The organism is Pedobacter sp. HMWF019 (assembly GCF_003061025.1).
GTDB lineage: Bacteria > Bacteroidota > Bacteroidia > Sphingobacteriales > Sphingobacteriaceae > Pedobacter.
The window spans coordinates 1-15833 of sequence record NZ_QAIL01000239.1; the positions used below are offsets into that span (position 1 = coordinate 1).

The window sequence follows — 15833 nt, forward strand, 5'->3', positions numbered from 1 at the left end:
AAATAAAACTTATATAAGAATGGCCAAACCTCTGTTTTGATAAATTGTTAGCTTTACAAAAAATAGAATCATAAAATAACGCTTATGAAATTTTTCAAACTTTCGTCTCTTTTATTGGGGTTTTTGTCTTTAACAGGTTGTGTAGGAAGTATGAACCCGACTGGTGGAAATTCTACACCGGATTATCCTTATTTTATCACTACAGAACCGTTGGTTGTTAAAAAGATATCAGTTCCAAAAGGAACAAGACTAATTTATGAAGAGATACTTTTCAAAAAAGGAAAACAAGACAACATATTGAATGAGGGAAAACTCAGTACGATAGTGCTTCCAGACGGTAAAACCATAGATTGGGCTGGTGTTCCCGTCACTTCGATTACAAAATTTTTCAATTCGGAAATGCATGGATTTACAGTTTCTCCAAAATTTGATCAATTGACAAAGGACAAAAGAACTAAATTCTCTGAGTTGTGGGAAAGTTGCGGTGATGGTTTAGGAATTACAGTTAAAAACACAGACGATTGGTCCTTTAATACAAAGAACATTTCCGATGTTGAAAGTTGTAGTGTAAACTATCAGCGATATTTCAAGAAAGATGTTAGTCAACAGCTTTTTTTAGATGATGTCTATCACGAATTGATAAAAATCGGTTCAAAATAAATAGGATAGAGTTTTACAAATGCCAAATTGAATTCCAATGAGCTGATTTCGGAGCGGAAAGATTCTTCTTAAGAGCTAATCTCAAGCCTATATCCTTTGCCGCGTATAACAACAATGTTAATATTCGGATCAAATTCCAGTTTTTTTCTAAGTTTTGAGATGAACATATCCAGACTGCGCCCAACAATAACACCTTCATCTTCCCATATCTCTTTTTGCAGTCGGCTTCTATCTATGGTCTCATTGGGTGATAATGCGAAAATGCGCAATACACGGGTTTCTGTTCCGGTCAGGTCTATTGTTTTTCCATTTATGATGAGCTTTCTGTTTCTCGCATCGAACAGCACCGCACCTAAAGTTAACATATCCGTATACTGACCTTCAGGTAAGGCCCTTCGCGGCTTAACAGATCTCAAAAAAATAAAACCAACAAATGCTAAAAATGGCAGGCTGCCCAGAAGATATCCATTCTTTGCTGTATTTATTCCTGTTGGTTTGAATTTAATGTTGATCATATAACATGCCCTGGGTTGCTTCCTTCCTATGCATGCTATAACATCATCTTTTTTATTTTTGGATATCGCGTATCCATAGGCTACACTAGCGTTGCCACAGTTCAGAACGTTAACAATATAATCGCTTGTGAAGGGATCTTTGGCCAACAAATGCCGGATCGTATTCACCAGTGAGTCCGGTCTAAAAGTAAGATCATCCTCAAAGCTGATCTGGTATTCGTTTTCTGCGATCTTTTTAATCGGAAGTACCCGCGATGTACTGTCGCCCGATTGCAGGAGTATTTCATGTCCGATACGTCGGAGCAAAACTTCTTTTTTGGCGAAATCAAAGTCGTCATTGCCGGCCATACTGAAAGCTAAGCAGACTACAGAGATAAACGAGAGTATTATCAATCCGCACAGGTACTTGTGTTTCCCGGACAGGAGATTTCGGCTATCAAACATAATTTCAAGGTTTTATTTACAAAGTTTACATTTTTATTTACAATCTAAGTTCCTCAGGCCGAAAGATATCAAAGTAATTTCGCTGGATCAAATTGATAGAATATGAAAAATAAGAAAAACGTTTTTTACAGCCTGCTTATCATCCTTGCAGGAGTAATTTATCTCCCGGTACTGGCTCAGCAAAAAAATGGCACTCGAGATGTCGTTGAAACCAAAGGCATTGTCAATTCTCCCGAACCTAACCGAATCACTCGTAATATCATACAAGATAAAAAGGGCAACATTTGGATTGCTGCATTTGATGGTATTTTTCGATATGACGGAAAATCTTTCACCAATATTACAGATAAAGTGAGTTCGGCCCGCTTTTTTTCTGTTTTAGAAGATAGAAGGGGAAATTTCTGGTTCGCTTCTGTTGGTTCTGGAGTTTATTACTATAATGGGAAATCTTTTCGAAATTTTACAACAAAGGAGGGCCTTGCCAATGATCTGGTTACTAATATTTATGAAGATAAGTCCGGCAATATTTGGTTCGGCACTGAAGGCGGAGCAAGCCGTTACGACGGGAAATCCTTTCGGAATTTTAAAATGAATGAAGCTCCTCCTGTTACTCAGGCTGACTCTATCCATGTTTCATTTTACCAACATTCGCTTCCAGAAGTTCATTGGGTGCATAATGATGTTAATTCTATTATTGAAGATAAAACAGGGAAACTTTGGTTTGGCACAAGGGGCTATGCCCGCGTTTATGATGGAAAGACATTTACCATTATAACCAATAAAGACGGGAAACCTTTTGCGAACGTTCGTTCGATAATCAAGGATAAAAAAGGCAATATTTGGCTCGGCGGTAATGATGGCCTTTGGCGCTATGACGGCAATACATTTACCAATTTTACCCAGCGGTTTGTTGGTTATATTTACGAAGACAAAAAGGGCAATATCTGGACCAGCTCAGTAAGTACTAACGGCCATGATTGGGTACTTTCCCGGTATGATGAAAAGTCTTTGTCAGATCAAAAGCCCGTTGTAACCGAAATAACAAATAAACCAATGATTTTCGGGCTTTTAGAAGCTAAGGACGGAAGTATATGGTTTGGCGGTTTGAAGGGAGTGTATCGTTATAACGGAAAGGAAATCATGAAGATTTAAGCCTTTTTTCTGGATTTTTTCGGCTTAGACTCAGAAAGTTCCTTAACTGTAACCTTTACCAGGCGGGAGATCCAGTCGTGATCTTCCAATTCCTCCTGTATTAAAAAGTAAGATTTCGCTCCGGGAAAGGGTGGTGCTAAGTTTATTTTTGATCAGTTGCCATGATGATGTTACAATGTTTTCAAAACCTCAATAAAACGGTCAATTTCATTTTCTGTATTATAGTAGTGCGGAGAAACGCGAACAACCCATTCAATATCTTTTTCAGCGAAATCTATTATGGCTGATCCTTTAGTCATGATATAAATATTAATGCCGCTCCTGGAAAAATGGTTCTTTGTTTTTTCAGGAGCGTGCCCGGTTAAGCTAAAAGTGACGATGTTACAGCGTTGTATTCCGCGGTCCTGCACTGTTACAAAACTTATTTCTGCCAGTGCAGTTACGAGTCTGGAGAAAAGTAATGCGTTTCTTTCAATAACAGCCTCTATACCAATATTTAATAAATACTTCAGTGCTTCTTTACTTCCCATCATTAAAGCATAGGAAGTTTCCCAATCTTCAAACCTTTTCGCGTCAGCCGCCCTGGCGATGTATTTGTTTCCCTCTTGCCAGTCTGCGCCTTGCAGATCTATAAACAACGGTTCTAATCCAGCAATTCAGCGCTTTGTCCGAAACGTATAAGAGACCAGCACTACGTGGACCTCGCAAAAACTTTCGAAATGTCCCGCTTATAAAGTCAGCGCCTGTGGCGGGTGCATCTACCATGATCTGGCCTAATGATTGGCAGGCATCCAGGAGGTAAAGCGTATCGTATTTTTTTACAATTTTTCCTATGGCCTCAACGGGTTGTACTAATCCAGAACTGGTGGGAACATGTGAAACAGAAACCAACCTTGGCTTATGCAGTAAAATCTTGTTTTCCAGATCTTCCAGATCAATTTCTCCGCTTTCGGTATTTTGTACTTGAATTATTTCTATTCCGAGTCTCTTCTGCAGTGAAATGAAGGCAATAAAATTGGATGGGTAATCATTTTCGGTAAGCAAAATGACATCTCCTTGCTTAAACGGAACAGCAGATAATGCACGGTTGTAACTATCTGTATCATTGGTTGTAAAGGCAATATTGTTCTTTGTACAATGGAGTAGTTGCGCTGCATAATCGTAAAAGGTATTTAATTCTTCCCGCTTTTTGTCGGCCAACTCATAACCACCTGTAAGTTCTTCTTCGCTGATATAATCACGAATAGCGGAGGTGACTTGTTTAGGACACAGTGAAGCGCCTGCATTATTTAAATGTACCAGGTTTGCTGTACCTGGCGTGTCTTTACGAATTTGGTTTATATCCATTGGAAGAGATTTAATCAAAATTAAATATTATGGTCTTTTGGCAAAATCATAAGTTTAGGTATCCGGACATGTTCAGGTTGTTCCATAATATATAAAACGGCATTAACGATATCCTGTGTCGTTAAAGACTCATGAATCTGCATGCTTTCTTTTGGATGGACCGCCCAGTTATTGTGCAATTCAGTGAGCACCAGGCCAGGTTCTACACATGAAATCTGTATTTTGTTCCGGTAAGTTCCATCCGCAGAGCTTCCGACAATGCTTCCATTACAAATTTTGTTGCCGCATATGCCCCGGCTGTTGGTCTCACTTTAGTCCCCATCACACTTAAAATATTGATAATGTGTCCATACCCTTGCATCTTAAATCTTTTAAGCATTTTATAAGTTAGCTTAAATGTTGCCTCTACATTCAGGCGCAACATTGCAAGCATTTTTTCAATATCAATTTCCTCGATACTGCCAACTTCAAGCGTGCCGGCACAGTTAAATAAGTAATCACATCTTCCATATTTATTATAGATATGTTCTTCGATTGTATCCTGATGCGATGCGGATGTTAAGTCGCCAGGTAAAATATCAACAAATTCAGGATTTCAATTCATTGAGTTGCTCCAAACGGCGGGCAGATAAGATCAATTTATAACCTCTGTTATTCAGTGATTTGGCAATGGCATAACCTATGCCGCTACTCGCGCCGGTAATTAAACATATTTTAACTTCGTTATTCATGTGCTTTTTTCCCTTTTAAAATTACCCTCACTGATCAGACAAATTTATAACCTAAGTTGCTGTCTAAAAGGATGTATTTTATACAATTCAGGCCAAATTATTAAAAACGTAAAGGTACTGCTTGTAGGGGAGAGGATGATAAAAAGGGATCACTAAACTGGGGATTAAAATTTTCTGCTTTTTTTCCTGATGAGTTCAAGGGTTGGACCCCAGTATAGTTCCAGGTGTTTGCGGATCACCTGATCAGGGAAGTTGCTGATCGTTAAGTTTAGCCTGGTTTTGTGATCTTCTGGGACCAGGCTAAATTCCAGAATACAGTGACTTTCTACTATGTCGGGTAAATTGGAGAGGGAACTTAAAAAGCTATAACTGAGTTTGACATTTCGCTCAAAGGCCAGGATCTTACCAGAGTTACTGAACAGAATGCCATGCAGGTCTCCGCTCATGATTAGGGAGCTGCCAACTTTCCAGTCTGTTTGTATTTCAACAGGGGTATCGTGTATCCATTGCTGGATTAGCGAAGGCGTAGTGAGTGTGTCCCAAACCGACCGTGTTGTGGCATTTATCAGGACGGTTTTTTGTATGATTTTCATCGTAACAATATCCGCTTTTTGATCAATAATCCATTAAGAGCGAATTTTTTTTACATTTGCTCCATTACCAATTGTTTAGATCTTGAGTCATGTAATATTTATGTGTTCGGCATTCGTGAAGGTGATCGCTGATTGAGCTGGGAGGAGACCCGGTTTAAAAGTTAGCAGATCAGTTTGTAGCCAATACTTCTTAAGTTCATGATTTGAATGCCAGGTTCATCCTTCAATAACTTTCTTAAATGTGTCATAAACACATCCATACTTCTGGTATTGTAATAATTATCATCTCCCCAGATTTTGATCAGCGCTTCCTGACGCTCCAATACATCATTCTTACGTAGAATCATCATTTCCAGTAAAGCACATTCTTTGAAGGAAAGGGGATGCTCACCAGATGAGGTGGTTAGTTTTTGCTGAACCGTATCAAGCTGGCAGTTTGCAAAAGAATAAATTCTACTGTTTTCGGTTTCCTGTCCGATTCCCTCTTTTCCAAAACGCTGTAATAGAGCTTCCATCCGTACCAGTAATTCGTCCATGCTGAATGGTTTCTTAAGGTAATCGTTACCGCCTGATTTAAAGCCTTTCACCACATCCTCGGGCAGCAGTTTTGCACTTAAAAAGATAACAGGCAAGTCTGGCTGTGCTTTTCTTAATTCTTTTGCAAGCGTATAACCATCTTTGGAGGGCAGCATAATGTCCAGAATACAGATGTCAGGATGTAAAGAAAAATAAGCATCCATTACCAGGTTACCATCTGCAACAGCCTGAACGGTATAACCACTGCTTCTTAATCCATCACTAACAATGTGTGATAAAAAAGGCTCGTCTTCTACATATAATACTTTAAAACTCATAATGCGATTGGGAAAGTGATGATAAAACTGGTTCCATGTCCGGGTTCACTTTTAATTTTGATCGTCCCGTTATGTTTTTCTACGATGTGTTTTACATAGTACAGTCCTAAACCTGATCCTTTGATATCATGTGTATCACCTTGTGCCGGAACTCTGAAGAACCTTTCAAAGATCTTTTTATGATAGATTTTGTCAATGCCAGGCCCGTTATCTTTGAAAGTCAGTATTACTTTTTCGGAATCATATTTACAACTGATTTCCAAAAACAGGTTCTTCCAGGAATATTTAAAGGCATTATCAATGAGGTTGTAAAATATATTGGTCAGATGTAAGGGGTCTGCATAAATAAAACAAGGTTCTTCTAAAAGATGGAAAGAGATATTTGCATCGCTGTTCTGCAACCGCAGGTGCATAGAGTTAATCACCTGCTGTAAACCAGATTGCACATCATATAATTCCAGTTTAAGTGGCTGGTCTGCTTCACTTCCGCTACTGACATTCAGTGCTTTTTCAACCATCAGATCTAATCTCTGCATTTCGTGCTGACTGATGTCAAGGTAGTACTGCAGCGTTTCGGGATTATTGATCAGCTTATATTTTTTGATAGATTCCATGGCCAATAGTACGGTTGCAATTGGCGTTTTGAGTTCATGAGTCATGTTACTGGTAAAATCCGCTTTCGCTGCTGCGTATAAGTTCTGACTCCGCAATAGTTTAAGTATAAAATAAAAAGCGGAGCAGGTGAGGATCACCATGAGAATAGAAGAGGCTAAATAGTAACGCATTCTATACCATACTACAGTATTCACGGAGGCCAGGTTCAATTGATATCTATTGATGTCCTGAATATTATAAAGATAACTTCTACTGGTAAATGCAGGTTTAAATCCTGCCGGAACATTGCTTTGAAGCGCTTTTGTACTGTCATAAGAATAGATGTTATAATAAGATCTGGAATTGATTCCTATTTTCTTTAAAGCAGTGTTTACATTTTTTATCATTTGTATCAGAGACAGGCTATCACTTAATCTCAGTTCCTCCGGAGTACTTTCTGAACCAGTTATCACAGGTTTTGCTCTTTTTTTAGAAGGATTATCTTTTATACTTAAGCCCAGGATTACTGCAGTGCTGTCATTATCTACAATGATTTTGCTGGATGTACGTATACCCTGGATTTTCATGTTGTCAAATGCCAGACGCAGTTGTGCCCATTGTGGGGAGAGAAAGAGTTGTTTAGCCAGTGAAAGATTGCCTGGATCCTTAAATTTGGTGATGCTGTAATACAAATTGGCTTGTGCAGTTTTACTGACCAGACTTTCTATTTCATCTTTGAGTTGTTTCTGCTGCGCCTCAAAAAGCTGCTGCAGCCATACCACCTGAAGTGCGGTACTCACCAACAGGGAAAGTACGATCAATACATAAGTATATTTTGCTTTGAGCCATTTCATAAGGTAAAGTTCCTCATAATTTATCTGCTATGATTAGGTTAAGATACGATTTAACTCTATTTAACTCAACTTAACTCCCGTTTAGGAAGCGGCAGGGTAGGTTTGTGGTATAATTTAAAAGAGATGAAAAAGCTACTTTATATTTTATTGATTTTCTTTCCTTTTCAACTTTTCGCTCAGCAAAAATTAAGCGGAATTATTAGCGATGAACAAGGTAAACCACTGGATGCTGCCACAATAACAATTTCACAGAGTGGACAGGTGATCAGCAGTCAGCTGGCTGATCAGGGCAAATTTATACTGACTGGTCTGAATCAGGCACCTTATCAGCTTTCGGCTTCACTGATGGGGTATAAGTCTATAGTTCGTACTTTTAACTTACCAAAAGATAGTCTTAACCTGGTCATGCTGAATGAGAGCCGGCAACTGAAAGAGGTTGCGGTTACTTTTACTAAACCTACTATTGAAAGGAAAACAGATCGCGTTGTATTTAATGTAGAAAAGAGCATTATGGCCAGTGGCGGTACTGCCTGGGATGCTTTAGGTAAAGCGCCCGGAGTAAAGACCACCAATGATGGCGGGGTCACAGCGAATAATAAAGGGGTTACGGTCTATATGGATGGTAAACCGGTAAGGTTATCCGGAGACGATCTTGCCACTTATTTGCAAAGTATTCCTTCTGATAACATTTCAAAGATAGAGGTAATGCCTAATCCGTCTTCCAAATATGAAGCACAGGGTGGTGCAGTGATTGAGATTATTTCAAAGAAGATAAAATCAGATGGATTTAATGTGGGTTTGAGTGGTGGTTACACCCGTGGACAGTTAAACAGATACACGGGCAGTGGAATATTTAATTACCGCAAAAAAAAGCTGAATATTTTTGGTACCTATAGTTATGGTGACAGGGACATTAAACGCGATTTAAGTCAGTATACTATTTTTCAAAGCCCATCTTCTTATGCGTACTGGGACATGAACAGAACCAATATTTCTAAGACTAAAGTAAATAACTATACTGCTGGTGCAGATTATAATTTTTCTGATAACCAGGTAATTGGTGTGCTGGTTACCGGAGATAATGCTGTAAGTAATAGCGGCAATACGGCGACAACTCATATTTACAATAATTATCATGTGGATCCTGATTCTGTACTGAACACCAACAGCAATAATGAGGGACATACCAATCAATATAGTTTTAACCTGAATTATAAAGCAAAACTGGATAGTTCCGGCAGGAGCCTGAATATAGATTTGGATTATGTTCCTTATACCAGGAGCAATAATATACAGCTGAGTAACTTCACTTATCTGCCTGATGGGCGTTTGGGTTCTGCTCCTTACCATACGTTTTTCCCCTCTACTCAAAAAATAAATATATGGTCGGGGAAGATAGACTATAATTACAAATTGGGTAAAAGATGGTCTGTGGAATCCGGGCTTAAATATACAAGCACGGTGAGCGAAAACCAGTTTGATTTTTACAATACAGCAGGAACTGTTCCTGTATTTGATCCGTCCAGAAGTAACCAGTTCAGGTATACTGAAAATACGGGCGCTGGTTATACCAGTATAAGCGGCACACTTGGCCGTTGGAATTTTAAAGGAGGAATCCGTGCGGAATATACAGCAACCAAAGGTTTATCGCTTTCTCTGGATTCTATCAATGTAAATAAGTATTTGCGAATATTTCCTACCGCATTTGTGACTTATAAAGCTTCTGAAAACGATGAGTTTGGTTTTAATTACTCCAAAAGGATAGATAGGCCGGATTACAGACAGTTGAATCCCGCAAAAAATTATTTATCTCCGTATAATTATGCAAGTGGTAATCCATTTCTGAAGCCTGCCATTATCAATAGCCTCCAGTTGAGCTATACTTTACATCAGAATTATACTTTCTCTGCGGTATACACCCAAATTGACGATCTGTCAAGTAACGTAACTGTTCAGGATAATGTGAACAGAACCTATTATGATACACAGCAAAATATCGGTAGTATCAAAGATCTGGGAACTGAACTGTCTTCAGTTCATCATCCGGCGGCCTGGTGGGAAATTGACAATACCGCACAGGGATATTTTAGAAGTCAAAGCTCTGATCAACCAGGAAATACGTATAATTACCGCCAGTTTTATTTTTACCTAAGAACTGATCACGCTTTTACAATTGATAAAAACAGTGGATTGAAGGCAGAGTTTAGTGCCTGGTATAATAGTGCAATACAGCAAGGGACATTGCTGCTTGCTAAAACGTATGATATCAGTGCGGGGATTAGTAAACAGGTGTTTAATAAACAGGGAACCCTTAAATTCAGTGCTGCTGATTTGCTTTACAGCAATCCATACCGGATTTCCATTCAGAATGAGGGCCAGAATAACGGAATATATCAGAGAAATGATACACGCACATTTACGCTAAGTTTTTCTTATAAATTAGGTAAAAGTGTTGCAGCAGCAAGACAAAGGGCTACAGCAAGTGAGGAGGAGAAGAAAAGGGTGAATTAGCAAATTCCACTCAAAGAACCCTGTACGACCAGTGTTTTCAATGCGACATCTTTGGCAATACCATACCGGGTTTCGAAGTTTTTAGTCTGGTAAAAACGAACAATAAAACTACCTGCATCGGCGTGATGGGTTCGTAAATTGATCAGATTATCCTGAATGCTTTCTATGATATGTTAACGAAAAAGCTGGCCGAATCGTTTGGAGAAAAATGAAAATCGAATTTGTTTAATTTTTTTTATAATTTTCTTTTACAAAAGCATATGACTACCTTTCAAGCCTAATTAAAATAATCACGTCTGGTGAGTCTAGAATAAAACCTTAACCTGTCATTCAACATGTCATTTAATTCGCATAAATTGCTACAAAAACAAAAAAAGAACATCCTTGAACTTTGGATGAAAAATCAATTGGCAGATGAAGGTCTTCGAGAAGACCTGATCAGTAATGAAGATCTGAGAAGTCAATCCGAAGAGCTTATTGCCTCTCTAGTCAATAATCTGACCTCTAATGACATGGAAGATCTTGATGGTGAAAACTGGAACCCGGTTATTGAAATTCTGGGCGGTATTGCCATTACCAGAGCAAGACAGGGCTTCAGTCCGCGGGAAACCGGTCGTTTTGTGTTTTCTCTGAAAGATGCATTGTTAGCTATTTTACAAAAAGAAATTACAGATCCTAAAGCGCTGTTTGAAGAATCTACCAAGATCAGCCGTGTTATGGACAACCTCAGTATCATTACTTTTGAAACTTTTATCAAAGGCCGTGAAGAGGTTATTTTAAGGCAGACAGATGAAATTGCTGAAATTTCCACGCCTGTCATCCGTGTTTGGGACGGTATTCTTGCCTTACCTATTATCGGAACCCTGGATAGTTCAAGGACTCAGATCGTGATGGAAAACCTCCTGCAGGAAATCGTAGAAACAGGATCCAGCATTGCTATTTTAGATATATCAGGTGTACCCGCTGTAGATTCGCTTGTTGCCCAGCATTTGATCAAAACGGTTAGTGCGACAAGACTAATGGGTGCCGAATGTATCATTAGCGGCATTAGACCTGAGATTGCACAAACCGTTGTACATTTGGGTATTGATCTTTCTAATATCATTACCAAAGCAAGCCTGGCCACTGCTCTTGCCTATGCCTTTAAGGTGCTTAGACTGGAAGTAAAAAAAACAACAATATCTAAAAACTAAACTATATCGCCATGGATAAAATTCCTATTCTTAGGATGGGAAACTTCTTGCTGGTTACTATACAAGTAGATTTGTACGATCGGCTGGCACTGAATCTGGAAGCAGATTTGGTACAAATGGTTAGTAAAACCAATGCAAGAGGTGTGTTAATTGATATTTCTGCTGTATCTATAGTAGATTCATTTATGGGTCGGATCATTGGAAATATTGCCAGTATGTCTAAAATCATGGATGCAGAAACCGTTGTGGTGGGCATGCAGCCGGCTGTAGCCATTACGCTTATTGAGCTTGGACTTCCGTTAAAAGGAGTTCATACAGCACTGAACGTTGAACGCGGCATGGATCTTCTCAAATCTATGATTGGTAGCACGGAGGAGGAATCCGAAGAAGAAGAGGAAGACGATGATTCTGTCGCTGAGTAAGGATAATATCCAGGTCATCAGAGAACAGGATGTGGTCTTGTTGCGAAACCGCGTAAAAGAAGTTGCCGTAAAAATCAAAATGGGACTTGTGAACCAAACTAAGCTTATTACAGCTGCCAGTGAGTTGCTCCGCAATATGCTGAGATACGCAAATGGTGGCAGCTGTCTGATTGAGGTGGTTTCCAAAGGCAGGGAAAACGGAGTCCGGCTTACTTTTACAGACAATGGTCCGGGCATTGCTGATCTTACCCTTGCCATGAAAGATGGTTATTCGACAGGTAGAAGCCTTGGTCTTGGGCTACCGGGCGCAAAACGCCTGGTTAATGAATTTGATTTAAAAAGTAAAGTAGGGGAAGGAACGACAGTGATGATTTTAAAATGGGCCAATGGTTGACGCCACACACATCAGCTTTCTGGCTAATGACAGGAGCTATTTTTCTCTGCTGAAAAAAGATATACACCGCCTGGCTGCAGAGGCTGGTCTTGGACAAAAACGCCTCTCCGAGCTGGATATCATTGTTGCAGAACTGACCAGCAACCTGTTTAAATATGGAGAAAACGGAGAGATACTTTTTGGCGTATTTCAAAATGGAGAAGCGCCTTATATTGAATTAATTTGCATTGATTCGGGGCCTGGAATGCACAATCCGACCAGAATGCTTGTAGATGGGGTTTCTACAGGCAATACGATGGGACATGGTCTGGGAAGCATTAAACGCTTATCGGATAATTTTGATATTTATTCGCAGGTGGGATGGGGTACTATTGTGCTTAGCCGCATTTACATCGGCGGAAAATCATTAAAAAAAATGCCGGTGATGATTCGCCCTCTGGTTTTATCTAAACCCGGTGAAAGCACCAGTGGCGACGGTATAACATATAAGCTTACCAAAGACAGCATCAAACTGATGCTCTGTGACGGGCTCGGCCACGGTCCGGAAGCCAATAAAGCCATCAACGAGGCTGCGGCATCCTTCAGGGTATTTCCTGAGGTTAGTCCGACAGCAACGCTAAGGTTTATCCATAGTTCTATTAAAAAAACTCGTGGAATGGTGGCTAACGTTGTTAATTATGATTTTCGGACAAAGCTTTGGACTTCTGCGGGTATTGGAAACATTGCCGCGAGATGGATGGGCCCTGGTATGAATAAAAATCATATGAGCTATAATGGGATCGTTGGGCATAATATACCTGCAACGATGAACGACCAGCAATACAGCAGTGAGGAATATAACCAGCTGATTTTATGTTCAGATGGGATCAAAACGCGCTGGGATTTGAACAAATATCCGCTTATTCAAAAATGCGATCCAGCTGTTCTGTGTGCAGCGCTTTACAAAGATCACGCCCGCGGAACCGATGACATGTCTGTAGTAATCATTAAAATTAATTAAGATGACGGAGATAATCGCCATATCGCTTGAAAACGAAATGGACCTTGTGCTGGCCCATAAAAGATCTATGAAAGTGGCCGAAAAACTGGGGCTGACTATTGCCACGCAGACCACTTTTGCCACAGCTGTATCTGAAGTAGCCCGCACGGTAATCGATTACACCAATCATGGGATGCTCAACATCTATATAGATGGTAAGATACCCAGATTTAGTTTGATGGCCCAGATCATTTTTAACAGTGAGGCCAGGCCGACCCGTTCGGATGAGGGGTTTTATTATGCACAAAAGCTTGTTCCCGAATTTGAAATGAGCACTTCAGGTACAGATCATTTGATCATCATGCGAATCGGGCTTCCAAGATCTCTTAAACTGGATCAGCTAAAGATTAACTTATTGAAAACCTTTTTTGATTTGGAAGGCCCAATTAATGCCTATGAACAGATCAAACACAAAAATAGCTTGCTTCATAAGATTACAGGCGAACAGGAGATAGAAATTAAAAGGGAACGTGAAATTAATGAGAAAAAGAACGAATTCATCTCTATAGCGAGCCACGAAATCAAAACCCCCATTACCATAGTCAAGGCATATGCCCAAATGCTCAGGATGATGCGTTCAGAATGCAGTGACAAAGCGAATGAAATTATTGACCGGCTTAACGGGCAAACCACTAAGCTGGGTTACCTGGCCAATCAGCTTATGGACGTATCCAGAGTAGAAAATGGAAACCTGGAATACAATTTCGAAAGCATAAAAATAAATCATTTTATCGGCGAGGTGCTTTCTGTGCTTAAGCATGTTTATCCAGGAAATGAAATCAGCTGGAATGCGGGGCAGGAAATAGAAGTCCATCTGGATAAGCTGCGCATGGAGCAAGTGCTTACCAACCTGATTGGAAATGCATCAAAATACTCGTCGGCTAGTTCGGTTATACAGATTAACAGTGTTCTGGAAGCAGAACAAATTAAAATCGCTGTTATTGATGCTGGAATTGGAATGTCGAAAGAAAATGTTGAACGCATTTTTGAAAAATTCTACCGCAACAAAGAAGTAAGGGACAGTCATCCCGGATTGGGGATGGGCCTTTACATTACCTCCAAAATCGTTACCGATCATGGTGGAAGAATATGGGTGGAAAGCGAGCAGGGAAAAGGCTCCATTTTTCACTTCACTATACCGCTCTCAACGCTTAGCAAAAGCTAAACTTATTGAAGAAAATGATCAAATACAGACATGGCAATTAAAGTTTTTATAGTTGAAGACAATGAAGATATTGGCTTTATCCTGGAAAGTTATCTTTCGCAGGAAGGGTTTGAGGTGAGCCTTTTCCCCAGTGTTAGCGCTTTCAAGTCTGTATATCCTTCCAGATTGCCTCAGGTTTTCCTTTTGGATGTGATGTTACCAGACGGGGATGGCATTGCACTTTGCAATGAGATAAAAAATAACCCTGAAGCCGCTGCATTGCCAGTGGTGCTGATGTCGGCACATTCCCCTGCTGAACAAATCGTAACCGAATCTAAAGCCGACAATTTCATCAAAAAGCCGTTCGATCTGGAACTGATTCCCAAAACCCTGATAGATGCTATTCATCGTTGATATAGGTTGTAAAAGCGGTGATTACGAATCGCTTTAATTAGGAAGTGCCGCTGGTTGCCGTATCCATTCAAAACTCTGTCCCTGCTTTCTAACATTCAGGATGCTCGAATACCAACATCTATAATTCCAAGCAAGGCAATCATTGCCAAATGCTTTAATGCGGTTCTTCTATCCATTTTTTCTTTCAAAACTATAGGAATGGTATATTTACGTCAAGTATATGCTTTTAAGTAACCTACATGCTTTTTATAATCTACTACTGATTGTCAGCTATTTAATTTTGAAATAAAATGAAAAACGAAACTGGAAAAGCCTACTGTGCGGTGGATTTCGCGTTCCAGCGCATAGGAGGAAAGTATCGTGGAAGAATATTATGGTATCTGAATGAGGAGCCTGTGCTCAGATATGGAGCACTTAAGCGTTTACTCCAGGGCATTACCACTAAAATGCTTACGCAGACCTTACGTGAGCTGGAAGCCGATGGATTAATTTCGAGAAAAGTATACCTGGAGGTTCCTCCTAAGGTGGAATACACACTTACACCTGCCGGCCTTGAATTGATACCAATTATAGACAACTTAAGGCAATGGGCCGACAGAAGAATTTTGGAACTGGACCCTGTGGGTGAGAAGATAGAATGTTAAATATGGAGAGGCTATGAAAAACGCTGTTGTTATAGGTGGATTAAGTGGTGTTGGGAAAGGAATTGCAAAGGTGCTGGCAGATAGAGGTCAATTCTGGTCTTGGCTTGTACGCGATCAGCAAGCAAGCGCTGCTGGGGTATTTTAGGGTTTTGTGTGATGAGTTAACCACAAAAGGCATTCAGGTAAGCCTCCTTATTCCATCGGCAATAAAAGGACGGCTTGCCGAAAATTCAGCTCAAATGCGTCAGGGTATTTTTGAGGAAGATGTATTAGCCTTAAAAGGCTGTCAACCCGAAGGCAGGGTATTGGAAGCTGCAGACAATGTAGC

Annotated in this window: 19 protein-coding genes; 11 read left to right on the forward strand and 8 right to left on the reverse strand. The window is 39.9% G+C overall.

All coding sequences use genetic code 11. The annotated features are described in order from the left end of the window. Positions 1–84 precede the first annotated feature (84 nt). Complete coding sequence (locus DBR11_RS13955) at positions 85–660, forward strand: hypothetical protein (RefSeq protein ID WP_108553283.1); 576 nt, start codon at positions 85–87, stop codon at positions 658–660. 68 nt (positions 661–728) lie between these two features. Here DBR11_RS13955 and DBR11_RS13960 read toward each other — a convergent pair whose 3' ends face one another. After that, on the reverse strand, positions 729–1523 hold the full coding sequence (locus DBR11_RS13960; RefSeq protein ID WP_233260755.1) for a winged helix-turn-helix domain-containing protein: 795 nt from the start codon (positions 1521–1523) through the stop codon (positions 729–731). A gap of 198 nt (positions 1524–1721) precedes the next feature. On the opposite strand from DBR11_RS13960, the gene DBR11_RS13965 reads away from it, so the two are divergent. Then, positions 1722–2771 carry a two-component regulator propeller domain-containing protein gene (locus tag DBR11_RS13965; RefSeq protein ID WP_108553285.1) on the forward strand — a complete coding sequence of 350 codons (1050 nt, stop codon included), beginning with the start codon at positions 1722–1724 and terminating at the stop codon, positions 2769–2771. Between the two features lie 170 nt (positions 2772–2941). Here the strand turns inward: DBR11_RS13965 and DBR11_RS30550 are convergent, their stop codons facing one another. From DBR11_RS30550 to DBR11_RS14000, 7 genes are all read right to left on the reverse strand, one after another. Beyond that, on the reverse strand, positions 2942–3409 hold the full coding sequence (locus DBR11_RS30550; RefSeq protein ID WP_146186533.1) for an aminotransferase class V-fold PLP-dependent enzyme: 468 nt from the start codon (positions 3407–3409) through the stop codon (positions 2942–2944). Continuing rightward, positions 3345–4118 (reverse strand): aminotransferase class V-fold PLP-dependent enzyme, encoded by a 774-nt coding sequence (locus DBR11_RS13975; RefSeq protein ID WP_108553287.1) that lies wholly within the window; start codon positions 4116–4118, stop codon positions 3345–3347. Before DBR11_RS13975 ends, DBR11_RS30550 begins: the two co-directional genes overlap by 65 nt. Positions 4119–4320: 202 nt before the next feature. Continuing rightward, complete coding sequence (locus DBR11_RS13980; RefSeq protein WP_108553288.1) at positions 4321–4695, reverse strand: SDR family oxidoreductase; 375 nt, start codon at positions 4693–4695, stop codon at positions 4321–4323. Positions 4696–4705: 10 nt separating this feature from the next. After that, complete coding sequence (locus tag DBR11_RS30555; RefSeq protein ID WP_108553289.1) at positions 4706–4849, reverse strand: SDR family NAD(P)-dependent oxidoreductase; 144 nt, start codon at positions 4847–4849, stop codon at positions 4706–4708. 164 nt (positions 4850–5013) lie between these two features. Beyond that, positions 5014–5442, reverse strand: a complete 429-nt coding sequence (locus DBR11_RS13990; RefSeq protein WP_108553290.1) for an SRPBCC domain-containing protein — start codon at positions 5440–5442, stop codon at positions 5014–5016. A gap of 161 nt (positions 5443–5603) precedes the next feature. Then, a complete protein-coding gene (locus DBR11_RS13995; protein WP_108553291.1) occupies positions 5604–6296 on the reverse strand; it encodes a response regulator transcription factor in 693 nt (230 codons plus the stop codon). Next, the gene (locus DBR11_RS14000) at positions 6293–7744 is read right to left on the reverse strand and encodes a sensor histidine kinase KdpD (RefSeq protein ID WP_108553292.1); all 1452 of its coding nucleotides are present in this window, start codon (positions 7742–7744) and stop codon (positions 6293–6295) included. Before DBR11_RS14000 ends, DBR11_RS13995 begins: the two co-directional genes overlap by 4 nt. 123 nt (positions 7745–7867) lie before the next feature. On the opposite strand from DBR11_RS14000, the gene DBR11_RS14005 reads away from it, so the two are divergent. From DBR11_RS14005 to DBR11_RS14045, 9 genes are all read left to right on the forward strand, one after another. After that, the gene (locus DBR11_RS14005) at positions 7868–10255 is read left to right on the forward strand and encodes an outer membrane beta-barrel family protein (RefSeq protein WP_108553293.1); all 2388 of its coding nucleotides are present in this window, start codon (positions 7868–7870) and stop codon (positions 10253–10255) included. Between the two features lie 335 nt (positions 10256–10590). After that, entirely contained in the window at positions 10591–11448 is an 858-nt protein-coding gene (locus DBR11_RS14010) for an STAS domain-containing protein (protein ID WP_108553294.1), read from the forward strand. 11 nt (positions 11449–11459) lie between these two features. Beyond that, a complete protein-coding gene (locus DBR11_RS14015) occupies positions 11460–11870 on the forward strand; it encodes an STAS domain-containing protein (RefSeq protein WP_108553295.1) in 411 nt (136 codons plus the stop codon). Beyond that, complete coding sequence (locus DBR11_RS14020; protein WP_199233840.1) at positions 11851–12264, forward strand: anti-sigma regulatory factor; 414 nt, start codon at positions 11851–11853, stop codon at positions 12262–12264. Before DBR11_RS14015 ends, DBR11_RS14020 begins: the two co-directional genes overlap by 20 nt. Beyond that, positions 12257–13264 (forward strand): ATP-binding protein, encoded by a 1008-nt coding sequence (locus DBR11_RS14025; protein WP_108553296.1) that lies wholly within the window; start codon positions 12257–12259, stop codon positions 13262–13264. Before DBR11_RS14020 ends, DBR11_RS14025 begins: the two co-directional genes overlap by 8 nt. 1 nt (position 13265) lies before the next feature. Beyond that, positions 13266–14468: a sensor histidine kinase gene (locus tag DBR11_RS14030; RefSeq protein ID WP_108553297.1), complete on the forward strand. Its 1203-nt coding sequence runs from the start codon at positions 13266–13268 to the stop codon at positions 14466–14468. 30 nt (positions 14469–14498) lie between these two features. Continuing rightward, positions 14499–14861 carry a response regulator transcription factor gene (locus DBR11_RS14035; protein WP_108553298.1) on the forward strand — a complete coding sequence of 121 codons (363 nt, stop codon included), beginning with the start codon at positions 14499–14501 and terminating at the stop codon, positions 14859–14861. Between the two features lie 290 nt (positions 14862–15151). Further along, positions 15152–15505: a helix-turn-helix domain-containing protein gene (locus tag DBR11_RS14040; protein WP_108553299.1), complete on the forward strand. Its 354-nt coding sequence runs from the start codon at positions 15152–15154 to the stop codon at positions 15503–15505. Positions 15506–15555: 50 nt separating this feature from the next. Then, positions 15556–15833, forward strand: a 278-nt coding sequence (locus DBR11_RS14045) for a hypothetical protein (protein ID WP_199233841.1), incomplete at its 3' end; no start/stop codon positions are given.